General features: G+C 62.3%; 19 protein-coding genes. 12 read left to right on the forward strand and 7 right to left on the reverse strand.

The genetic code is table 11. The features are described 5' to 3' along the window. Positions 1-1,074: 1,074 nt before the first annotated feature. Positions 1,075-2,892 carry a serine aminopeptidase domain-containing protein gene (locus B0G75_RS27075; RefSeq protein WP_106312934.1) on the forward strand — a complete coding sequence of 606 codons (1,818 nt, stop codon included), beginning with the start codon at positions 1,075-1,077 and terminating at the stop codon, positions 2,890-2,892. A gap of 162 nt (positions 2,893-3,054) precedes the next feature. On the opposite strand, the gene B0G75_RS27080 is transcribed toward B0G75_RS27075, so the two are convergent. Both B0G75_RS27080 and B0G75_RS27085 read right to left on the reverse strand, forming a co-directional pair. Next, entirely contained in the window at positions 3,055-4,314 is a 1,260-nt protein-coding gene (locus tag B0G75_RS27080; RefSeq protein WP_106312936.1) for an RNA polymerase sigma factor, read from the reverse strand. A 6-nt stretch (positions 4,315-4,320) separates the two neighbouring features. Then, on the reverse strand, positions 4,321-4,692 hold the full coding sequence (locus B0G75_RS27085) for a YciI family protein (protein WP_106312939.1): 372 nt from the start codon (positions 4,690-4,692) through the stop codon (positions 4,321-4,323). Between the two features lie 145 nt (positions 4,693-4,837). On the opposite strand from B0G75_RS27085, the gene B0G75_RS40815 reads away from it, so the two are divergent. The 7 genes from B0G75_RS40815 to B0G75_RS27125 all read left to right on the forward strand — a co-directional run bounded on the left by B0G75_RS40815 (position 4,838) and on the right by B0G75_RS27125 (position 11,619). Then, positions 4,838-5,086: a hypothetical protein gene (locus B0G75_RS40815; protein WP_181309355.1), complete on the forward strand. Its 249-nt coding sequence runs from the start codon at positions 4,838-4,840 to the stop codon at positions 5,084-5,086. A gap of 532 nt (positions 5,087-5,618) precedes the next feature. Then, positions 5,619-6,182, forward strand: coding sequence for a D-alanyl-D-alanine dipeptidase (gene ddpX / locus B0G75_RS27100; RefSeq protein ID WP_106312942.1), 564 nt, complete (start codon positions 5,619-5,621; stop codon positions 6,180-6,182). A gap of 65 nt (positions 6,183-6,247) precedes the next feature. Further along, positions 6,248-7,855 (forward strand): ABC transporter substrate-binding protein, encoded by a 1,608-nt coding sequence (locus tag B0G75_RS27105; RefSeq protein ID WP_106312945.1) that lies wholly within the window; start codon positions 6,248-6,250, stop codon positions 7,853-7,855. Positions 7,856-7,910: 55 nt separating this feature from the next. Beyond that, positions 7,911-8,981, forward strand: a complete 1,071-nt coding sequence (locus B0G75_RS27110) for an ABC transporter permease (RefSeq protein ID WP_106312947.1) — start codon at positions 7,911-7,913, stop codon at positions 8,979-8,981. 64 nt (positions 8,982-9,045) lie between these two features. Beyond that, on the forward strand, positions 9,046-9,960 hold the full coding sequence (nikC, locus tag B0G75_RS27115) for a nickel transporter permease (RefSeq protein WP_106312950.1): 915 nt from the start codon (positions 9,046-9,048) through the stop codon (positions 9,958-9,960). 1 nt (position 9,961) lies between these two features. After that, positions 9,962-10,840, forward strand: a complete 879-nt coding sequence (locus tag B0G75_RS27120; protein ID WP_106312953.1) for an ABC transporter ATP-binding protein — start codon at positions 9,962-9,964, stop codon at positions 10,838-10,840. Continuing rightward, positions 10,837-11,619 (forward strand): ABC transporter ATP-binding protein, encoded by a 783-nt coding sequence (locus tag B0G75_RS27125; RefSeq protein ID WP_106312956.1) that lies wholly within the window; start codon positions 10,837-10,839, stop codon positions 11,617-11,619. Before B0G75_RS27120 ends, B0G75_RS27125 begins: the two co-directional genes overlap by 4 nt. Positions 11,620-11,791: 172 nt before the next feature. Here the strand turns inward: B0G75_RS27125 and B0G75_RS27130 are convergent, their stop codons facing one another. From B0G75_RS27130 to B0G75_RS27155, 5 genes are all read right to left on the reverse strand, one after another. Beyond that, entirely contained in the window at positions 11,792-12,832 is a 1,041-nt protein-coding gene (locus B0G75_RS27130; RefSeq protein WP_106312959.1) for a zinc-dependent alcohol dehydrogenase family protein, read from the reverse strand. 375 nt (positions 12,833-13,207) lie between these two features. Further along, positions 13,208-13,720, reverse strand: coding sequence for a flavodoxin (locus tag B0G75_RS27135; protein WP_106312962.1), 513 nt, complete (start codon positions 13,718-13,720; stop codon positions 13,208-13,210). Between the two features lie 611 nt (positions 13,721-14,331). Further along, complete coding sequence (locus B0G75_RS27145; RefSeq protein ID WP_106312965.1) at positions 14,332-14,904, reverse strand: cytochrome b; 573 nt, start codon at positions 14,902-14,904, stop codon at positions 14,332-14,334. 193 nt (positions 14,905-15,097) lie between these two features. After that, on the reverse strand, positions 15,098-15,787 hold the full coding sequence (locus B0G75_RS27150; protein ID WP_106312968.1) for a CBS domain-containing protein: 690 nt from the start codon (positions 15,785-15,787) through the stop codon (positions 15,098-15,100). A 470-nt stretch (positions 15,788-16,257) separates the two neighbouring features. Beyond that, the gene (locus tag B0G75_RS27155) at positions 16,258-16,524 is read right to left on the reverse strand and encodes a UDP-glucose 4-epimerase (RefSeq protein ID WP_106312971.1); all 267 of its coding nucleotides are present in this window, start codon (positions 16,522-16,524) and stop codon (positions 16,258-16,260) included. A gap of 347 nt (positions 16,525-16,871) precedes the next feature. Here B0G75_RS27155 and B0G75_RS40275 point away from each other — a divergent pair, with 347 nt between their 5' ends. The 4 genes from B0G75_RS40275 (at position 16,872) to B0G75_RS27175 (ending at position 21,331) form a co-directional block, all read left to right on the forward strand. Further along, the gene (locus B0G75_RS40275; protein ID WP_146142540.1) at positions 16,872-17,060 is read left to right on the forward strand and encodes a hypothetical protein; all 189 of its coding nucleotides are present in this window, start codon (positions 16,872-16,874) and stop codon (positions 17,058-17,060) included. A gap of 244 nt (positions 17,061-17,304) precedes the next feature. Further along, on the forward strand, positions 17,305-18,936 hold the full coding sequence (locus tag B0G75_RS27165) for an oleate hydratase (RefSeq protein ID WP_106312974.1): 1,632 nt from the start codon (positions 17,305-17,307) through the stop codon (positions 18,934-18,936). Positions 18,937-19,008: 72 nt separating this feature from the next. Beyond that, positions 19,009-20,307, forward strand: coding sequence for an NRAMP family divalent metal transporter (locus tag B0G75_RS27170; protein ID WP_106312977.1), 1,299 nt, complete (start codon positions 19,009-19,011; stop codon positions 20,305-20,307). Positions 20,308-20,494: 187 nt separating this feature from the next. Next, positions 20,495-21,331 (forward strand): universal stress protein, encoded by an 837-nt coding sequence (locus tag B0G75_RS27175; RefSeq protein ID WP_106312980.1) that lies wholly within the window; start codon positions 20,495-20,497, stop codon positions 21,329-21,331. Positions 21,332-21,425 lie beyond the last annotated feature (94 nt).

The raw sequence follows: 21,425 nt of genomic DNA on the forward strand, positions 1-21,425 counted from the left end.
CGCAAACGAATACCCGAAGAGATCTCCGCTTAAAGCAAAGAGAACTTCGGATTGGTAAAGCAGATCTTCCGGAAGGGGTCACCAGACTTGCATTTCGATGGCGCTAAAGCGGCCGATGAGATGCACAGTAATAGCTAGAAGGTAAATTATTACCATCTCTTAATAATCGTATCAGATTACCAAAGTCAGTCCTACGTCACACTTGTTACAATATGTACATCATATCATCATACTTTTTCAGAAATCCGGAACAAATTCCCTGAACCTCCATCTTTTCAAAGACTTCCGTACCGATACTTTTGTCTGTTGAATAGTAAATTTTTCTAAACGTATGAAGATAAAAACGTATCAAGAACGACACATTTTTATTGTCTTATTAAATATTGATTAATATATGAGTAATTGATTCGAAAGGAATCCATTACCAAGATTTGCGGTTGGCGTGCTTCCGGGTTCCAGCCGGGTGACAGCGAGGCCGAATCCAGCAGCATCGGCGGTTTCCGTCGAGCGTCGGACTCCGGCGCACCTGCATACTTACGCGTCGCGACGCTGCCCCCATCCGCAGGATTGATTTACCCGCGCCGCGGCCTAAACAACGCATTTAGTGTATTTTTTATTTCGTCGGACGAGTGCCGGCGAATAGTCCATTCCAATTTATGGCCCGCTTCTTTCTGGAGGTCGATTTTCCCCGAAAATACGTTAGTGCGGCAATCGTTAGCACTATGTGCGAATTCGCACAGTTCGCGTGAAATTAAGTTAAAACGCACAACAACTACGGGTAAATCCTTAATCGACTTTTTCAAAAAATATATGCGCAATCATTGAACGTTTGTTAAAAGGCAAACGTCGTCCAGGTTAAATTCATTCTCTGCTTCGTGCAATGTTGTTTAGCGCACCGAGCCGGCCTCTAAAGAGCGATCCAATCGACCAAAACGCTCAATACAAAAAGAGGCCCACACTGATGCACTACGAGACAAGAACATTGCGGGGTGCAGTTGCAAAAGACGTTGCAACGTCCGCTTTTTGCGACCCCGCCCCAGTCGGCGACAATAACCAGACCGCTCGAGGCAAGCCATGAAACCGATCGCATTCGGTGGACGCTTTGGATGGCTTCATCCTGGAGAAGGTACGCATGGCGTGGTGCTCTGCAGCCCGTTTGGCCATGAAGAGCCGTGGTGCCACAAGGGCATCCGTTACCTCGCCGAAGAGCTGTCGGCGTACGGTATTCCGGCGCTGCGCTTCGACTATCTGGCAACGGGAGACTCCGCAGGCGTGGACGGCAATGCCCATCATCTCGAAGCCTTCGTGTCCGATATCGTCGCGGCCGTCAAGCGCCTCAAGGCACTGACCGGCGTGACCAGCGTGACGCTCTGCGGCTTGCGTCTCGGCGGGGCGCTCGCAGCGCTGGCATCGCGTGCATGCGCGGCCGACTCGCTCGTGCTGCTCGCGCCCGTCACGCGCGGGCGTACCTACCTGCGCGAACTGGCCGCGGTGCGCAAGGTCTGGCTCGACAATCTCGCCCCGTCTTTGCGCGCCGCGCAGCGCGACAAGCCGTTCAACGTGCTGGGACAGATCTACAGCGACCGGCTTTGCGGTGAACTGGACGCGCTCGATCTCTCGAAAGCGATGGACCAACACGCGCCGGTTCTCACGCGTGCTCTCGTGCTCGATGCACGCGCTCGCGCAAGCGCCGCGCTGTGTTCGACGCTACGCGGACGCGGCGTCGCGGTCGAAACGGGCCTGCTGGACGGCTACCTCGAATATATGGACGAGACGAAGTCCTCGACTGTGCCGGCTCGCGCATTCGGAGAGGTCGTGAAGTGGATCGTGGACGGCGCCCCGGGAATGCGCGTCCACAACTCGATGAACAGAGGCGCGCGCCCGAGCGTATCCCTCGACGACGAAGCGATCATCGAGACGCCCGAAGCCCGCGAGCGGCCGGTCATCTTCGGCGCCAACGGCCTGTTCGGCATGCTGTGCGAACCGCGCGGCAGGGTCGCGTACGGGCCCGTCATGCTGATCACCAATACCGCCGGCAGCGTGCACCATGGCGACAGCCGGCTATCGGTGCGAATCGCGCGGGAAATGGCTCGGCGCGGCATCCCATCGATGCGCATCGACGCGCGCGGCATCGGCGACAGTCCTCCGCGTACGCCACAAGGGCCACTCGACCTGGTCCCGAAGATCCATGCGTCCACGACCATCGAGGATGTCGCGACGGCCGCCGCCTGGCTCAAGCGCAAGGGCTATCAAACGGTCATCTCGTTCGGGATCTGCTCGGGCGCCTACAGCGCCTTGCGCGCGGCGCTCGTGGAGCCGGCTCTCACCGCCGTCATCGCGGTCAACATCGTGCGTTTTTACATACCCCCGCACATGTCGATGGCGGAGCTGGAGGAGTTGCAGCGTAACTCGCTGAAGCGCGTCGGGCCCGCGATATTCAAGCCGTCCAAATGGTGGCTCGTCCTGAGCGGAAAGCGCAAGTTCCTGCCGATCGCGCAAGCCGTCGGGTCAATTCTGCTCGCGCGCCTGCATTCGCATCGGCTGGACGCAGCCGCCAACCGTACCGGCGCGGCCGAAGCCGATACGTTGACGCACCCGCACGGCGTCGTTCACGCGCTCGAACGCAAGGGCGTGCGGACTCTCTTCGTCTACGGTTCTAGCGACGAAGGAATGGATCAGCTCAATGCGCATTTCGGCAAGCGCGGGAAGAAGCTGTCGCGCTTCTCGCATGTGAAGGCCGTCGTCTTCGATGAGCTCGACCATGCGCTTTTCGATCCGCGAGCGTCGGCAAAAGTCATTGCGCTGAGCGAGGCGTTCATCAAGGATCTGCATCAGAAGGCGGCGGCGCCCAAGGTCGTCAATCCGCTGTTGGCCGTGCCGCAGCAGCGTTGAGCGAGAAGCCGCGGTCTCGGCTTCCAGCAAAGGGACGAGGCTCGGTCTGCCTCGACGGGTGTCGGACTGCGCGGCACGCCATCCATGCGTTGATCGCGAGCGGGAGTTTCGGCGCGATCACGCGCGCCTTGCAACCTCGCGCCGCAACCACGAGATGCCAATCTAGCCTCTCGCCGATGACAGCTCGATGCGCTTGCGCTGCAGAAATCGACGCACGGAAGGATCCCGCTCAAGTCCAATCGCAAGATCGTACGCGCCGAGCGCTTCAGCCGTTGCCCCGGCGCGCGCGAGCAGATCGGCGCGCGCGGCCCAGTACGGCTGGTAGTCGGCCAGCCGCGGATCGTTTGCATACGGCTCAAGCGCACCGAGCGCCGCCTGCGGGCCGTCGCGTTCCGCCAGCGCGAGCGCGCGGTTCACCGCGACCACCGGTGACGCTGCAATCGCGAACAGGGCATCGTAGAGTCGCACGATCTCGTCCCAGTTCGAGCGATGCGTGCGGCAACGGTGCACATGCGCCGACTGCAGCGCGGCCTCCAGTTGAAAGCGTCCGATTGCATTGAATGCGCTCGCGCGCCGCAGCAATGCGTCGGCGGCGTCGAGCATCGACGCGTTCCATGTCGCCGGATTCTGGGCCGACAGCGGCACATAGTCGCCGGCCGCATCGCGTCGCGAGTCGCAACGCGCCTGCGCATAGAGCATTAGTGCGAGCAAACCCAGCGTCTCCGGCTCCTCGGGCAGCAGTTCGACGAGCAGGTGTGCAAGAAACAGCGCCTCGCCGGTGAGATCGCGCCTCTCAGTATCGCGGCCGAGCGGGTCGGTCCACCCTTCCGCATACGCCGCATAGACCGCTTCCAGCACCGCGGCGAGGCGGCCCGGCAACTCTTCGCGCTCGGGCACGCTAAACGGAATGCCCGCCGCGCGGATCTTGTTCTTCGCCCGCACGAGGCGTTTGCTCATCGCGGTGGGCGACATCAGGAACGCGGAGGCAATCGTCTTCGCTTCGAGCCCCAGCACGACTTGCAGCATCAGCGGCGTGCGGATCGCGGCTTCGAGCGCGGGGTGCGTGCACGCGAACAGCAGCGCAAGCCGCCGGTCGGGCAATGCGCCTGCTTCGCGCTCGTCGATCTCGTCGGCGAGGATCGTGAGCTGGTTCGTCACTTCGTCGCCGACGCGGCGATGCCGCGCGCCGTCGATCGCCCGGCGCCGCGCGACCGTCATCAGCCACGCTTCGGGGTTCGCGGGGCAGCCACGCTCCGGCCAGTCGGCGAGCGCGGACGCAAACGCGTCGGCCAGCGCGTCCTCGGCTGCGGCAACGTCGCGCGTGCGCATTGCCAGCAGCGCGACGAGCTTGCCGTAACTGCGGCGAGCGACCGCCTCCGCAATCGAACGCGCGGCGCCGTCAGCGTTCACTGCCGCAGCCATACCGGCTCATACAACAGAAGGTGCTTCGTACGGGGCAGTCCAGACCGGGCGCACTTCCATCAGGCCGTGCGCCGCGCCGGGGCAACGCGACGCCCACGCGATCGCCGCGTCCAGGTTGGGCACGTCGATCAGGTAGTAGCCGGCAAGCTGCTCCTTCGAATCCGAAAACGGTCCGTCGAGCACTTGCGGCTTGCCATCGACGAGCCGCACCGTGGTCGCCGTGTTCGTGTGCTGCAGCCGGTTGGCGCCGACCAGCACGTCCGCTTTTTTCAACGATTCGGTGTACGCCTGATACGCGGCGACGCCCTGCTGCCGCTCGCTGGCGCTCATCTGGTTCCAGCCGTTTTCTTCCGAATAGATCATCAACAGGTATTGCATGTGAGCCTCCGTCATGAGGTTGAGGCGGGTGAATTACATCGGGCCGCCATCACAATGACGCGCGCGCCGCATGCCGACGGACAGGGGGCCGCGAAAAATGTCGGACGGCGATACATGGTAGAGGCTAAACAGCCTCGCGCAGCGCATGGAGATTGTCCAGTGCTTCGGCGAGGCAAGCGGCAAATGCATGGCAGGTTCCGCTGATCGGATCGGATTCGAGGGATGCTATGCCAGTCTCGGGCTTCAGTACTTCCTGTCGAAATCGACCGACGTGTCTATCGACTTGCTGTACCGGCGCGCCACGAACGCGGTCGCGCAGATCGAGGGGGCATCAGGCCCGTCCAGTAGCGGCACGCAGTTCATTGCCGTCACGGGAATCCGTCGTAAGTTCTGAGCGTCAGCGATCGGCGGCAAATCTATCGTGCTCGCGCACGTCGGCGCGCTGATGGCCGGCGGCGCGGCGTCAGACCAACACATTCTTCGCGGCGCATATTTACGCCCCCGAACGGTCAGCACCGTAGAAGCACAATTGCACGAACCCGCCCGATCACTTCTGCCGAGACTATTAAAGAATCGTCCTCAATTGATTTTTTATACTCGCGCTGAAGTTATTGGTCTTGTTAGATATATGTCATCACTCCGTTAAATGACATGCAACTAACCAAGCCCGCCCGTGCGACCCGGTTCAGCACGTCTACCAGCCAACGCAATCTGCGATGTTCGCGCACATCGCAGAGCGCATTTGCAACGCCGGCTCAGTGTATCCTCGGCATTCAGCCGACGCGCGGCATCGGCTACGCGTTTCATAGATACCTCGAATACGTCTGCCATCGACAAACGCGTCACACATAATCGCGAACCGCAAGGCGGATCTAACCAGTTCGATCTCTGAACCCTCTCTCATTCAATATTCCACCGCGCCCTCCATGACAGAATCGCGACTTATCGAAATCACGCGCGCCGGGCACGGCGTCGACATCGACCTCGTCTATGCCACCGAGCGCAACCTGACCGGCAAGCCCATCTACAAGGAGGCGCACTGCCTGCTGCTCGAACCAGCCGAAGCCGCTTTGCGCAAGGCAGTCACGGTTGCCCGCGAGGCCGGCCTGACGCTGCGGATTTTCGACGCCTACCGTCCGCCCCAGGCGCAGCAGGTGCTGTGGGATTTCCTGCCGGATCCCACCTACGTCGCTGAGCTTGGCCGTGGTTCGAACCATAGCCGCGGCACGGCGATCGACCTCACGCTGCTCGATGCCAGTGGCAACGAACTGGACATGGGCACGGGCTTCGACGCCATGACGATCGAATCCGAGCACTTCCATCCGGGCCTACCCGAGCACGTGCAGCGCAACCGCCTGTTACTGCTCGGCATCATGCACGCTGCAGGCTTCGCGCACATCAAGAACGAATGGTGGCATTACGAACTGCCGGGCTCCCGTGCGCTGCCTGTGATCGACAACAGCGAAAGCGGCCCGTTACGTCTCATGTAGTGGCTTTCGATTTTCGCATCCATTGTTCCCCCGACAGGCTCTACCCCATTCCTTATGGAGCGAGTATGAAACTGGTATTGCGCAATGCACTGGCGGCGGCAGCGATCGCCTCCGCCTTGACCCTGTCGTTCACGGCGGCGAGCTCCGCTGCGGCGGCAACGCCGAAAGACATGTTCGTCATGGCGACGTTCCTCGACGAATTCACCACGCTCGATCCCGGCGAAGTCTACGAACTGGTGCCAGAAGAATATGTGGCCAATACCTATGACCGGCTGGTGCGAGTCGATCTGAAAGACCCGTCGAAGTTCAACGGCGATGTCGCACAATCATGGACCGTCAGCCCCGACGGTCTGACCTTCACGTTCAAGATTCGCCCGGGTCTCAAGTTCCACTCGGGAAATCCGTTGACCGCCGACGACGTCGCCTGGTCGATCCAGCGCACGGTCCTGCTCGACAAAGGCGCGGCCGCGGTGCTGCAAGGCATCGGCCTGACCAGGGACAACGCGCTCAGCAACGTGAAAAAGATCGACGACACAACCGTCAGTGTGACGACCGACCAGAAATACGCTCCGACGTTTGTCCTGAACGTGCTTGGCGCGTGGCCTGCATCGGTGGTGGACAAGCAGTTGCTGCTCTCGCACCAGAAAGGCAATGACTTCGGCAACGACTGGCTGCGCACGAACGAGGCGGGCTCCGGCGCCTACAAGCTCGTCAAGTGGACGGCCAACGACAGCATCGTGCTGCAGCGCTTCGACGGTTATCGCTTACCGCTCGCGATGAAGCGCATTGTGTTGCGTCACGTGCCGGAAGCATCGAGCCAGCGCCTGCTGCTCGAGAACGGCGACGTCGATGTGGCGCGCAATCTGAGCCCGGACGACCTCGCCGCACTGACAAAGTCCGGCAAGGCGCATGTGAGCGCCGTGCCGCAGGCGACGCTTCTGTACCTCGGCCTCAACGTCAAGAATCCGAATTTGGCAAAACCGGAAGTCCAGGAAGCGATGAAGTGGCTGATCGACTATAACGGCATCCAGAGCAATGTCGCGAAGACCACCTACAAGGTGCACGAAACATTCCTCCCGGAAGGCTTTCTCGGCGTGCTGAACTCGAATCCCTACCAGCAGAACGTCGCGAAGGCCAAGGCGCTGCTCGCAAAAGCCGGGCTTCCAAATGGCTTCTCCGTGACGATGGATGTGCGCAACGGCTACCCGTACGGCGAAATCGCCGAGGCCGTGCAGGCCAATCTCGCCCAGGCCGGCATCAAGGTTCAGATCATCCCGGGCGACAACAAACAGACGCTCGCGAAGTACCGCTCGCGCTCGCACGACATCTATATCGGCGAGTGGTCGGCGGACTACATCGACCCGCACAGCAATGCGCAGGGCTTCACCTGGAATCCGGACAACTCCGACAAGTCGGCCTACAAGATGCTCGCGTGGCGCAACTCATGGAATATTCCTGATCTGACGAAGGAAACCAACGCGGCGCTCGCCGAATCGTCGACCACGAGGCGCGCCGAGCTGTACCAGACGATGCAGAAGCAGGTGCTTGCGAACTCTCCTTTCGTGATCATGTTCCAACAGGTCTCGCAGGTCGCCGCGCGGCCGGGCGTGACGGGGCTCGAAGTGGGTCCGATCAACGACCTCGTGTCGTATCGCGACCTGAAGAAGCAGTAACGTATGGGGCGAAGGCGAAACTGTTCTGGCTTCGCCTTCGACCGGGGAACCCATCATGTCGACTCCTCTCACGACTTTCGAGCGCATGCGCGCGCTTTCGGCTGAAAGCGCCGGCGTGCGCTGGACCTTGCGCCTCGTGCGCTGGATCTTCACGCTCGTGATTACCTTCACCGGCTTGCTGGCAATCACGTTCGTGATCGGCCGCAAGATACCGATCGACCCGGTACTGGCGATTCTCGGCGATCGCGCCTCGGCGGCGGCCTACGCGGCGGCACGCCTGCAACTCGGGCTCGACAGGCCGCTCACCGTGCAATTCCTGATCTACGCGCGCGATGTGCTGCATGGCAACTTCGGCATGTCGCTGCTGACCGCGCACCCTGTCGTCGAAGACATCCAGCGCGTGTTCCCCGCGACGCTCGAACTCGCGACCCTCTCGACCATCATCGGTGTGCTGATAGGAGTGCCGCTGGGCGTGATCGCCGCCGTGCGCCACAACCGCTGGATCGATCATGTTGCGCGCTTTGTCGGTCTCGTCGGCAGCTCCGTGCCGGTGTTCTGGCTTGGACTAATGGGACTGCTGTTGTTCTATGCGAAGCTGCACTGGGTGGCCGGTCCGGGGCGCGTCGATCCCGTATTCGACGGTATGGTCGATACGCATACGGGCAGCCTGCTGGTCGATTCACTCATCGCGGGCGAATGGGACGTGTTTTTCAATGCGTTCTCCCATATCGCGCTGCCCGCGGCCATTCTTGGCTACTACTCGGTCGCTTATCTGAGCCGGATGACGCGTTCGTTCATGCTCGAGCAGCTGAGCCAGGAGTACATCACCACGGCGCGCGCAAAGGGCTTACCCGAGCGCCGGGTGATCTGGCGTCACGCCTTCGGCAATATCGCCGTGCCGCTTCTGACCATCATCGCGCTCACGTACAGCTATCTGCTCGAGGGTTCGGTGCTGACGGAAATCGTCTTCGCCTGGCCCGGTATCGGCTCGTACCTGACGGGCGCGCTGCTGAATGCCGATATGAACGCCGTGCTTGGCAGCACGCTCGTGATCGGCGTCACGTTCATCGCGCTCAATCTGCTGACGGACGCGCTCTATCGCGTGTTCGATCCGCGCGCCCGCTGATGCTCCGGAGGTTTCTTCCGTGCTTCCCCCATTGGATCGATCAACGCAAACGCAGGACTGGCCGATGAATGCCACGCCCCGACGATGGAAAGACTGGCTGCTAAGCGACACGCCCGCGTCACGCAAACAGGCCGCGCTCGGACTCGCTTATCGGCGCTGGCGACGCTTCGCGGGCAACCCGCTGTCTGTGTTCGGCTTTGTGATTCTCGCCTTGCTGATCGTCGTCGCGGCAATCGGACCGCTGATCGCGCCGCACGATCCGTTGCAGCAAGTCCTCTCCGACCGCCTTCTGCCGCCGGGTTCGCCGTCGCACTGGTTCGGCACCGACCAGCTTGGCCGCGACATCCTCTCGCGGCTTATCTTCGGCTCGCGGCTCACGCTGTCGATCGCGATTCTCGTGGTGGTGATCGTGGTTCCGGTCGGCCTCCTGATCGGCACCACGGCCGGCTTCTTTGGCGGCTGGGTCGATAACGCGCTGATGCGCATCACCGACGTGGCCCTTGCGTTTCCGAAGATCGTGCTTGCGCTGGCGTTCGCGGCCGCGCTGGGACCGGGTGTCATGAACGCCGTGATCGCGATTTCGATTACGGCGTGGCCGGCCTATGCGCGTCTCGCGCGGGCTGAGACCCTGCGGCTCGTGCAAGCCGATTTCATTCACGTCGCGCGGTTGCAGGGCGCGTCGCAACTGCGCATCCTGTTGCGCTATATCGTGCCGCTGTGCTCGTCGTCGGTGATCGTGCGCGCGACGCTCGACATGGCCGGCATCATTCTCACCGTCGCGGGTCTCGGGTTCCTCGGCCTCGGCGCACAACCGCCGAGCCCCGAATGGGGTTACATGGTCGCGTCGGGGCGCAACGTGCTGCTCGATTCGTGGTGGGTGGCCACCATTCCGGGCTTCGCCATTCTGCTGGTGAGCCTCGCCTTCAACCTGCTCGGCGACGGTCTGCGCGACGTCTTCGATCCTCGCCATGGAAGCTGACATGCCGGCCGATATGACCGAACCCCTGTGCGAAATCGACGACCTGCGAATCGGCTTTCGCGGCCACGACGGCGAATTGACGGAAGCCGTGCGCGGCCTGTCGCTGACGCTCCATCGCGGCGAGCGGCTTGGCATCGTCGGCGAATCCGGTTCGGGCAAATCGCTGTCCGGGCGCGCGCTGCTCGGCCTGCTGCCGCCCGCCGCGCAATGCCATGCGAAGGCGATGAAGTTCGATGGTCAGGATCTGCTGGCGATGTCTGCAAGCAAGCGCCGGCAACTGTGCGGCCGGCAGATGGGCATGATCCTGCAGGATCCGAAATACTCGCTGAACCCGGTGATGACCGTCGCGCAGCAGATGCGCGAAGCGTTCGATCTGCAAGGCCCGAAGCTCGGCCGCCGCGAGATGCGCGAGAAGATCGTCGCGGCGCTGGCAGCGGTGCACATCCGCAATCCGGAGCGTGTCGCCGATGCGTACCCGCACGAGTTGTCGGGCGGCATGGGACAACGCGTGATGATCGCCATGATGGTGTCGTCCGGCCCGCGGCTCCTGGTCGCCGACGAGCCGACCAGCGCGCTCGACGTGCTCGTCTCGATGCAGGTGCTCGCGATTCTCGACGAAATGATCGAAAAGCACGACACGGGCCTCATTTTCATCAGCCACGACCTGCCGCTCGTGATGTCGTTCTGCGACCGCGTCGTCGTGATGTACGCGGGGCGAGTGGTGGAAACCTGTGCGGCCCGCGATCTCATCCACGCCCAGCATCCATATACGCGCGGCCTGCTCGCGGCGAATCCCCCGCTCGTCAACCCGCCCGATGAACTGCCCGTGCTGAAGCGAGACACAGCGTGGCTCACGCAATCGACAGGAGCATCAGTATGATCGACGTCGACGCCCTGACGGTCCGCTTCAAGACGAAGACCGGTTACTTCGACGCAGTGCGCGAGGCGAGCTTTCACGTCGGCGAAGGAGAAGTTTTCGGGCTGGTCGGCGAATCCGGATCCGGCAAGTCGACAATCCTGCGCGCGCTGACCGGCCTCGCGCCCGTTGCCGGCGGCAGTATGACGATCGGCTCGCATGCGCCCGGAGTAAAGATCAACCGCTCGTTTCGACGCGACGTGCAGATGGTCTTTCAGGATCCGTACGGCGCACTGCATCCGCGTTTCACAGTCGATCAGACCTTGCGCGAACCGCTGACCATCAACGGCATCGACCGCCAGGACGAACGTATTGTCGACGCGCTAAACGAAGTCGGCTTGGGTCCGGCGTATCGCTTCCGCTATCCGCATCAGTTGTCGGGGGGCCAGCGGCAGCGCGTCTCGATCGCACGGGCACTGATTGTCGAACCGCGCGTGCTGCTGCTCGATGAGCCGACGTCCGCGCTCGATGTGTCCGTGCAGGCCGAGATTCTCAACCTGCTGCGGCGGCTTCATCGCGAACGCAACCTGACGATGATCCTCGTGAGCCACAACCTGGCGGTGGTCGGCTTTCTCTGCTCGCGCGTCGCGGTCATGCGTAATGGCGAGATCGTCGAGCAGTGCGATATCGCGTCCATTCGTGCACAACAGGTCGAACATGAGTACACGCGCCGCCTGCTGCTCGCGACCACGGGCTATCAGCGCGAGCCGGTTCAGGCGATGGGAGTGGACGCAGCGTTGTAAAGGCTCATGCAGACGGCGCGCGTTGCGTCGAGTGGCCGGTCTGCAGTGCGCGGCGCCTGCGGTCTGGAGCCGGCCATTGACGCAACCTTTGTGCCGTTATGAGTCGAGTTGCTCATGGCGTTACTCCTCGAACCAGCCATGAACGTCATGGGGACCGGGTCTCATAAAATACCTAAGACACCTCGATAATGACTTTGAGCGCATGCGTTTCAGCCGCACGGCCAAAGGTGTCATAGGCATTGGCCACGTCCTCTAGCTGGAAGCGGTGGGTAATGAGCTGCGCGGGATCGATGCGCTTCGCGCGAACAGTTTTGAGCAACATCGGCGTGCTGACGGTGTCGACCAGACGCGTCGTGATCGAGATGTTGCGGTCCCACAGTTTTTCCAGGTGCAGATCGGCCTTGATCCCATGCACGCCGACATTCGCGATGACGCCGCCGGGCGCGATCAGTGCCTCGCACAATTCGAACGTCGCGGGCACGCCTACGGCCTCGATCGCGCAATCAACACCTATCTGGTCCGTCAGTTGCATCACGGCGGCCACCGGATCGGCGCTGCCGATGTCGATGCAGGCCGTGGCGCCGAAGCGGCTAGCGACGCCGAGACGGTTGCGGTCACGGTCGATCATCACGATCTGCGCCGGCGAATAGAACTGCGCGGTCAGGAGCGCGGCTAGACCGATCGGGCCCGCGCCGACAATCGCCACTGTGCAACCCGGCTGCACCTTGCCGTTCAGCACGCCGCATTCGAAGCCTGTGGGCAAGATGTCCGAGAGCATGACGAGCGCTTCCTCATCAGCGCCAGCCGGAATCGGGTACAGACTGGTCTCGGCGTGGGGAATGCGCACGTATTCGGCCTGCGTCCCGTCGATCTTGTTACCCAGAATCCAGCCCCCTGTCGTGCAGTGCGAATAGATCCCGCGCCGACAGTAGTCGCATTTGCCGCACGAAGAGATGCACGAGATCAGCACTCTATCGCCAGGCTTGAACGCGGAAACGGCCGCACCGACCTCCTGGACGATGCCAACGCCCTCATGCCCGAGAATGCGCCCAGGCTCGCAAGTCGGCACGTCTCCTTTCAGGATATGCAGATCGGTGCCGCAAATCGTGGTGCGAGTCATCTTGACGATCGCATCGCCGGGTGCGGCGAGCTTGGGAATCGGCCGTTCATCGAGCGATTTGTTGCCGGGACCGTGATACACGAGCGCTTTCATGTCATGCCTCCGTTGGACGGAACAGAACTGCTGTACGAGTGAATGTAGGCCGGCCGGGGTGGCCATCTGCCCGACACATACCCCGGCACATACTCTTGAGGCTGAGCGTCGAGGCTCCTCTTTCGTCGATCGTCCGCGTCGCCCAGACATAGACGGCGACAGACATGCGTGGCTCGGCAGTTTCGATCACCGTTTCGTCGGCGTGGCTCGCAATCTGCGCGCGGAACATTGCACCGAGGCATGGGAGCGTGCTTCGTCAAACTGAATTTCCGTATCGCGGAGGCGACAACGCGTGCCTCGAGGTGCACGCCGCGAGCCCGGGAATCGTCAAGCCGAGGATCAATCTATTTCGCATGTCCGCTCCTCCCCGGCGAATCAGCATGCCCATTCGAGATTGCGCGATCTGGCGATGTGCCGCTTGAGGTCACTGCCAAACACGGCAAGGGCAGCGTGTACACCATGAAGCGCCTCTTTCACAGTGACCTTGCATTCGGCGACGGCTGGCTTGCCCACAATCTGCTGCATCTCACGCATCGCTTTGTCAGCGCCCCGCCCGCCGAAGCTGCAAAAGAACGCCACTTGAGGCAATCGCGCTCGATTCTCCATGAGGTATGAACGCACCGGGGCCGCCAGCGAACCCGCCCACACCGGCGAGCCGATGACAACCAGGTCGTAAGCCGAGACGTCCAATCCTGCCGGCACGATCTCCACTTGCCGCTTACGGACAGCATCCACGAGCGAGCGCAGATAGCCGCCGGGTCCTCCGCGATTGCTGAAGTCGCAGATCTCCTCCAGATCGGCGTCCAGTATCTTCGCCAACCCCGACGCAAGCGAGCGCGTGGTGCCGGTGCGCGAGTAATAGACGACAAGCACTTTTGCTTCGGACATTTCGATCTCCCTACCAAGCCGCCATGCATTCACCTGCGGGATTCGCAGTGCATGCCCAGAGCATAGGTGCGGTTCGGAGAATTCTCATGATCCATATCAAACGTCGAGCCTGCCCGTCACCACTGCGCCGTTGCCTGTAGAACGTGCAGTTCGTCCGCTAGAAGGGGGAGGAAAACGAAAGTGACTTTTTTGGCGCGGCGGAAACCGTCACCGGCTCAAGATATCTGCTTGCCGACCGGCATATCGGTCTGCTTGCGATGGGCGCGTACGCGCCATACGCACGTTCAGGAACGGCTGCTCGGCGGCGAGACGCAGAACATGCTTCAGTCGTTGACCGTGCCTGTGCCGATGTCGCATTGAACCGACGCATCAGGACTCGTGGAAATCACAGAATTACGCGGAAAGAGCCCCTCGCGTAGTTTTAAAGCGCGCGCTTGCCGGGTGCTTCTCTTTTCGGCATTGCCGCCCGCTTCAGAGGCCCGATGGGATCTCCTCGATGTCATGCGCGCGCCGAACAATGAGAACTGGCATACCGGTGCGCCGCAGGAGCGCTTCCGCCATGCTGGCAATATCCTCGCCGTAGCCGTCGATGGGTTCGCGGAAACTTGTTCTCACTTGTTTGCCGGATGGCGCGGCGGCCCTGCTTGGGGCAGCATCCGTTGCAGCACGTGGTCTTTCAGAACGAAGCGATGGAATAACGCCGCGACCACATGCAGACCAATAAGCGTGAAAAGCACCCATGCGAGGATGCCGTGCACATCACCCATCTCGTGGCCGAAAGCCGAGCCCGGCTCGCTCAACGCCGGGTACGGCACGAGGCCCAGCAGGCGAACCGTCCAGCCGCGCGACGATGCGTTGATCCAGCCAAGCAGGGGCACGACCAGCAAGGCTGCATAGAGCAGAAAATGCGTAATGCGCGAGACCGTGTTGAGCAACGGCGGCAAATCTTCCGGGCTTGGCCAGTGGGTCAATCGCCATAGAAGCCTGACCAGCATGACGGCGATGAGTGCCGAGCCGACGCCGAGATGCCAGGCTATCAGGCCGACGGGCTGCGTGTCTTTGTGGACATCCGGCATCGTCCAGCCAATCACAAACTGCATCGCGATCAGGACGGCCGTTAGCCAGTGCAGCGTCCGCGCTACTGCATCATATGCGGGAAGCCGCGTTTCATAGACCCTACCCATCCGTGCTCCTCGATTCGCCCAGAAATTGATTGGAATGACGACGCGCGCGGCCAGAAACTCTCAAATCGACAGCCGGAAAACACACCGCCCAAACGAACCGATACTAACGACCTCACCTTAAGGAAAGCTGACGCGAGCAGAGCCGCCTCGCGGATTTAACGGCGGCTTTTCGGCCGCTGTCCGCGAGAGTCCGCTAGATGCCCGGCATGACCGGATAGGGCTCGGTGTGATCCTCCACGCGCTTGACACCCGGTATGGTTTGCGCCGCCACACGAACCGCCTCGACGGCTTCCAAAGAATGGAAGATGCCCCACAGATGCACGACTCCATCTGTGACGACGATATTGCGTCCGGCGAAGCTCCACTTGCGACCCGCGAGTTCGCCCATCAACATCGCGCGGATCTCGCCGTCGGAGAGTGTCACATCCGATGCCGGTTCATCCGGTACGCTCGCCAGCGCCTGGACGAGATTGGCCCGGCTCACAATGCCCACGAGCCGCCCCGCGTTCGTCACGGGCACACGTTTGATGCGCCGCGTCTCGAGGATGCCGGCCACTTCACCGAGTTGCGTTTCGGGCTGAACGGTCACGACGTCGGTGGTCATCACATCGCGAACTTTCGCCGCGTGGGTTTTGATGTAATCCCGTGCCTCCTCGCTCGCGGACCAGAAATGGAGCCACGAGGTTCGCGTGCGCTCGTCGGTGCCGATTTCGGCACGGCGGAGCAGATCGTCTTCGCTGATCATGCCGGCGACATGGCCGTCGTGATCCAGGACCGGCGCGCCACTAATGCCGTTGTCGACAAAAATTCTGGCGACCTCTCGCACGGTCATTTCAGGTGTCACGGATATAACGTTGCTGGTCATGACATCGGATGCGCGCATGGTAAGTCTCCTGAACAGTTAGGATGATTGAATTCGTGGGACGCCCGTCTCGGCCGTCAGTATCCGGAAGCGCCATGCCCCCGTTGTGATTTGAGATTAGGCCGGCAGGACGTCCTATCGTTTGATATGCATCATCTCGAAGGGCGTTGCATGCACCTGTCGGCCCGAACGTGGCTCATATCAACCCGACGCCCGCCATTCGCTGTCGAATAATCGGCATACCATCTGTCTTCTCGAGCGCCGCCGGCAATCAGGCGGAGGCGGCACCCCTCTGCTGTTCTTTCCGGAAGGCACATTCGGCCGAAGCACCGGTCTGCGGCCATTTCACCTGAGCGTGTTCCGGGCGGCTCGCATCTTGAAGACGCGGCTGAGCGGAGGAATTAGAAGGACGCCGTGAGGGTGGATTTTCGTGCGCTCGAACGCGAAAAGGCGGACACATGAAGCGATGGACCAAGGGCGCGTGACCGACCTCACTCCGGCTCAGCGGGACAGTCACGCGGCTGAACCGACAGGGTATGGGACATCTTGAGCCGAACCCACTCCATGCCCTCGCGCAAACCCGCCAGGACGGCTTCGCGCTCCGTCGGAAAAATGCCGCTGTGCGTGAACCGGTGTTCGAAAATTCCCTCTGGCGTGCGATGACTGAGCTGGATCGTGCAGTCGAAGCCGCCCGCCGTGCAATGCGTCGTTGCGGCGACCGACCAGTCGCCGTCACTCACGTTACCCGAGATCGTCATGGGTCGCTCCTTGTTCGATACGTTGTCGAAATGAACCGCGCACTGCCGAGCGCTCCGCCATCGAGGCGACCTTGCCCGTGGGGAATGGCGAGCACGCTGAAGGCAAATAGCACCCACTGCATCCACCGCCATGCCCGCAACGCGCGCGCATCGTCGTGAGGGTCGACGCCGCCGAGGCCCGCACCGCGCAAACTCTCCTTCATGTCAACACCGCCTTCAACAGCGCACAAGCTGCGGGCCGCCGCTTGTCCATTTCTGGCTGCCCATTCTCACTGTCAGCGGCACGGCGTGCCGTTGCGGACCCCTCGCCTGCTCTTTAAAAGTATGGTCAGGACGCCGCGAGCGATTTGACGTGGATCATCGTTCCGTCGCGAGAGCAGCGCGCTGTTAGTCACGACGACTGGTGGGCGACGAAAGAAGAAATCATCATCGTCCTTGCGGCGCGGTTGCGATTGATTTCCATCAAGGCTGCCGCGCTTCGTGCCGCTCGCCAGACTCCTGCCATGCCCGAGTGCGGCGCTCCGCTTCCTACTTGATATGGGTCAATGACCACGCGCGCCGCTCAGTCGGAGTCGACGCCACTCACACTGACTTGCCGCCGGTGCAACGCACAATCGCCTGGTGGGTCGTGTAACGCCCGTCTTCTCTCTCACCTGACGCGCGCATTACTTACGCTGCGCCGGCGGGCCCAGTCGCGCTCCGTTGATCCAACTCAACGGGTGTCTCTGCCGCGCGAGTATGGTCTGGGGAACACCTCCACGGCCATCAGGGTATCCCACCATGAGCAATTCCGCATATCCCGCCAGGCATCCGGTCGCGGATCGGGCCCGGGAAGAAACCATCGCACCCGGGCATTTCTATCTCGTGGGAGGCGGTATTGCGTCGTTGGCCGCCGCGGCCTTCCTGATTCGCGACGCCGACGTGCCCGGCTGTCTGATCACGATCTTCGAAGCACTCGACAAACCGGGCGGCAGCCTCGACGGCGCCGGCTCGCCGCAGGAAGGTTACGTCGTGCGCGGCGGCCGCATGCTCGAGAGCAAGTATCTGTGCACCTACGATCTGTTCGATTCGATTCCCACGCTCGACGGCCGCAGCAGCGTCACCAAGGAAATCTTCGACTGGAACGAGACGATTCGCACTTCCTCGAAAGCGCGCCTCGTGCGCAACGGCCAGCGCGAAAACGCGCCTCCTTACGGACTTGCGGAGACGCACCTGCTCACGCTTGGCCGCCTTTCTCTCGAACCCGAAGCGCTATTGGGCGACAGCCGGATCTCCGATCACTTCGAGCCCGACTTCTTCGAAACCAACTTCTGGATCATGTGGTGCACGACGTTCGCCTTCCAGCCATGGCATAGCGCCGTCGAATTCCGGCGCTACCTGCTGCGTTTCACGCATATGACGCCGGGCTTCAACCAGTTGCACGGCATCATGCGCACGGTATACAACCAGTACGATTCGATGGTGCGGCCGCTGCGCAAGTGGCTCGACGAACGCGGTGTGCGATTTCGCGCTAACACGCGGGTCATCGATCTGCGATATGACGAAAGCGGCGCACTGAACCGGGTCGCGGCTATAGTCTGCGAACAGGACAACCGTCGCATTGAAGTTCCGGTGGGTGAAGCCGATAACGTTATCGTCACGCTCGGTTCGATGACGGCGGGATCGAGCCTCGGCGGCACGAACCGCGTTGCTGTGCTCGATCATCACGACAGTAGCGGCGCGTGGGCGCTCTGGAAAACGATCGCGGAAGGACGCGCCGAATTTGGCCACCCATCCGTTTTCGCCGATCACGTCGACGAATCGAAATGGCTTTCCTTCACCGCGACGTTGCACGATCCGACACTGTTCCGCCTGATCCGCGATCTGACCGGCAACGTGCCGGGCGAAGGCGGCCTGATCACGTTTCCTCAATCGAATTGGCTCGCCTCGATCGTCCTGCCGCACCAGCCGCATTTCATCGGGCAGCCGAAGGACGTCGAGGTGTTCTGGGGCTATGGGCTCTTCGTCGACAGGCCCGGCAATTTCGTCGGCAAGCCGATGATCGGATGCTCGGGGCGCGAAATCATGATCGAGCTGCTCGGTCATCTGCACGTTCAGGCGGAGGCGTCGCGTATTCTCGACGACGCGATCTGCATTCCGTGCCTGATGCCGTTCATCACCAGCCAGTTCCTGCGGCGCAAACGCGGCGACAGGCCCAGAGTGGTACCCGAGGGCTGGGCGAATCTCGCGTTCGTCGGGCAGTTTTGCGAGTTGCCGAACGACGTCGTGTTCACTGTCGAATATTCGGTGCGCTCCGCGCAGACCGCGGTGTACACGCTGCTTGGGTTGAATCGCCCGGTGCCGGCGGTGTACAAAGGCCAGCATGATCCTCGCGTGGTGTATGGCGCCGCTTCGGCGCTGCACAGCCACTAAGCGCCGCTGTTTTTGAGCGCCTCGTGCCGGCGCGCTGACAGACCCTACCGCACGCACGCTGAGAGAAACGCCGTGGATCTCGACGGAACACCGCTGAAACCCCGCGGCTCGCTTCTGGCGCGCCTCAAGGAACATCCGCTTGCGCGGCTCGGACCCGGCCTCATCACGGGCGTCGCCGACGACGATCCGAGTGGCATCGCCACCTATTCGCAGGCCGGCGCGCAGTTCGGTCTGGACATGCTGTGGACCATGCCGCTCGCGTTCCCATTGATGGCGGCCGTCCAGTCCATGTGCGCGAACCTCGGCCGCGTGACCGGCAAGGGGCTGGCCGCGAACATCAAAGATGCGTTTCCGCCCGCCGTGCTCTATGCCGTGGTGTTGCTGCTGCTAGTGGCCAATACGCTGAACATTGCCGCCGACGTGGCGGCCATGGGTGAAGTCGCGCAACTGGTCATCGGCATCGACCGTCACGTCATGACAGTGTGCTTTGTGTTCGCCACGCTGCTGCTGCAGATCTTCGTGCCTTACCATCGTTACGTGTTTTTTCTGAAATGGCTGACCGTATCGCTACTCGCCTACGCTGCCGTGCTGTTCGTCGTCCACGTGCCGTGGGGCGACGTGGCGCTGCGCACGCTCTGGCCGCACTTCGCCCTGAATGCGAATGCGGCGGCGATGGTAGTCGCCGTGTTCGGCACGACTATCAGCCCGTATCTGTTCTTCTGGCAGGCCTCGGAAGAAGTCGAGGACCTGCACGCGCGTACGGACAGCGCGCCGCTCGTCAGCGACGCCCGCTTCGCGCGCGCGGAACTGCAGCGTATCCGCTGGGACACGTGGAGCGGCATGCTCTACTCGGACCTCACCGCCTACTTCATCATGCTGGCGACCGCCGTGACGCTGCACGCGGCCGGTGTGACCGACATCACCACGGCCGCTCAGGCGGCGAGCGCGCTGCGTCCGCTCGCCGGCGACTTCGCCTATCTGCTGTTCGCACTCGGCATACTCGGCGTGGGATTCATCGGGGTGCCGGTGCTGGCCGGCTCCGGCGCCTATGCGTTGGCGGAAGCCATGGGCTGGCCGGAGGGACTCGAGCGCAAGCTGCGCGATGCACGCGGCTTCTACGGCATCATCGCCGTGAGCGTGCTGGTCGCGCTGGCCATCCAGTATTCGTCGATCAGTCCGATGAAGGCGCTGTTCTGGAGCGCGGTCATCAATGGCGTGGTCGCCGTGCCGCTGATGGTGGTGATCCTGCTGCTCGTCTCGAAGCGCGCGGTGATGGGGGACTTCACCGCGAGCCGGCCGCTCCTCGTGCTCGGCTCGATCGCGACGGTGGTCATGGGCTCGGCCGCCGTAATAATGCTGCTGCCGACCTAGACGCGGCACGCGGATCAGCAGGCCCACTCCCGCGCTTCGTCATGCGCGAGGTGGCGTTTCAGCCCGCTGACGAAAAGCCGCGCCACGCCACAGCCGCCGTTGATCTGCATCAAAGGGGCCGCGGCCATCGTTCCTAGACTCAAGCTCACTTATCCGCGCTTCACCGTCCCTTCCAGGAGCGACTGCCATGAGCTACAAAACGATCGTTGTCCACCTCGACACCAGCCCGAACGCCCATCCGCGGCTCGAAATCGGGCTGCGTCTGGCCAAACAGTTCGGCGCACATCTGACCGGCGCCTTCGCCGTCTTCAGCCCGGACCCTCGCTCGCTCTATGTCATGGCCGGGACTGCGGAGTACTACCGGCAGCATGAAGAGACGCGCACGGAGCGGCGCGCGGCGCTCGAACGGCTGTTTCACGCCGAACTGCGGCGCGCCGACGTGCCGGGCGAATGGGTCACCATGGACGAGGCCGCCAGTCTCGCCGTGCCGCGTGCGGGCCGCTGCGCCGACCTCATCGTGGCAGGCCAGGACAATCCGGGCGATCCGGAATCATATGTCGGCGACTTCTTTCCGGAAAACCTCATTCTGTCGTGCGGCCGCCCGGTGCTACTTGTGCCTTACGCAAGCAATGAAAGGTCGACGGGCGGGCGGGTCCTGGTCGCGTGGGACGGCAGCCGCGAAGCCACGCGCGCCGTGCACGACGCGCTGCCGTTCATGCGCACGGCGAGCAGCACGACGATTCTTACTGTCAACGGGATGCACGAATTCGAGCGCGCCCGTATCCCCGGCGCGGACATTGCCACCGCGCTCGCACGGCATGGCGTGCAGGTGGAAAGCGTCGACATCGAAACCGGACCGGGCGGCTCGGTCGGCGAGGTGCTGCTGTCACAGGTGGCCGACAGCGGCGCCGATCTGCTGGTGATGGGCGCCTACGGCCACGCCCGCTGGCGCGAGCTGGTGATGGGCGGCGCCACGCGCACGATTCTCCGCTCGATGACGGTGCCCGTGCTGATGTCGCACTGAGTGGCGCCGGAACCGGCCCGGTACGGGGCGCCCACACTCACGCACCAAGCACGCCGCCTGGCGGCACTGGCATGTAGCGGGCATTTCACGGAAA

This window comes from Paraburkholderia sp. BL18I3N2 (assembly GCF_003001875.1).
In the GTDB taxonomy this organism is placed as follows: Bacteria; Pseudomonadota; Gammaproteobacteria; order Burkholderiales; family Burkholderiaceae; genus Paraburkholderia; species Paraburkholderia phytofirmans.

Excerpts from the sequence above, each read along its gene's own strand:
- B0G75_RS27075 (WP_106312934.1), top strand. The coding sequence starts at position 1,075 with ATGAAACCGATCGCATTCGGTGGACGCTTTGGATGGCTTCATCCTGGA.
- B0G75_RS27080 (WP_106312936.1), bottom strand. The coding sequence starts at position 4,314 with ATGGCTGCGGCAGTGAACGCTGACGGCGCCGCGCGTTCGATTGCGGAG.
- B0G75_RS27085 (WP_106312939.1), bottom strand. The coding sequence starts at position 4,692 with ATGCAATACCTGTTGATGATCTATTCGGAAGAAAACGGCTGGAACCAG.
- B0G75_RS40815 (WP_181309355.1), top strand. The coding sequence starts at position 4,838 with ATGGAGATTGTCCAGTGCTTCGGCGAGGCAAGCGGCAAATGCATGGCA.
- ddpX (WP_106312942.1), top strand. The coding sequence starts at position 5,619 with ATGACAGAATCGCGACTTATCGAAATCACGCGCGCCGGGCACGGCGTC.
- B0G75_RS27105 (WP_106312945.1), top strand. The coding sequence starts at position 6,248 with ATGAAACTGGTATTGCGCAATGCACTGGCGGCGGCAGCGATCGCCTCC.
- B0G75_RS27110 (WP_106312947.1), top strand. The coding sequence starts at position 7,911 with ATGTCGACTCCTCTCACGACTTTCGAGCGCATGCGCGCGCTTTCGGCT.
- nikC (WP_106312950.1), top strand. The coding sequence starts at position 9,046 with ATGAATGCCACGCCCCGACGATGGAAAGACTGGCTGCTAAGCGACACG.
- B0G75_RS27120 (WP_106312953.1), top strand. The coding sequence starts at position 9,962 with ATGCCGGCCGATATGACCGAACCCCTGTGCGAAATCGACGACCTGCGA.
- B0G75_RS27125 (WP_106312956.1), top strand. The coding sequence starts at position 10,837 with ATGATCGACGTCGACGCCCTGACGGTCCGCTTCAAGACGAAGACCGGT.
- B0G75_RS27130 (WP_106312959.1), bottom strand. The coding sequence starts at position 12,832 with ATGAAAGCGCTCGTGTATCACGGTCCCGGCAACAAATCGCTCGATGAA.
- B0G75_RS27135 (WP_106312962.1), bottom strand. The coding sequence starts at position 13,720 with ATGTCCGAAGCAAAAGTGCTTGTCGTCTATTACTCGCGCACCGGCACC.
- B0G75_RS27145 (WP_106312965.1), bottom strand. The coding sequence starts at position 14,904 with ATGGGTAGGGTCTATGAAACGCGGCTTCCCGCATATGATGCAGTAGCG.
- B0G75_RS27150 (WP_106312968.1), bottom strand. The coding sequence starts at position 15,787 with ATGCGCGCATCCGATGTCATGACCAGCAACGTTATATCCGTGACACCT.
- B0G75_RS27155 (WP_106312971.1), bottom strand. The coding sequence starts at position 16,524 with ATGACGATCTCGGGTAACGTGAGTGACGGCGACTGGTCGGTCGCCGCA.
- B0G75_RS27165 (WP_106312974.1), top strand. The coding sequence starts at position 17,305 with ATGAGCAATTCCGCATATCCCGCCAGGCATCCGGTCGCGGATCGGGCC.
- B0G75_RS27175 (WP_106312980.1), top strand. The coding sequence starts at position 20,495 with ATGAGCTACAAAACGATCGTTGTCCACCTCGACACCAGCCCGAACGCC.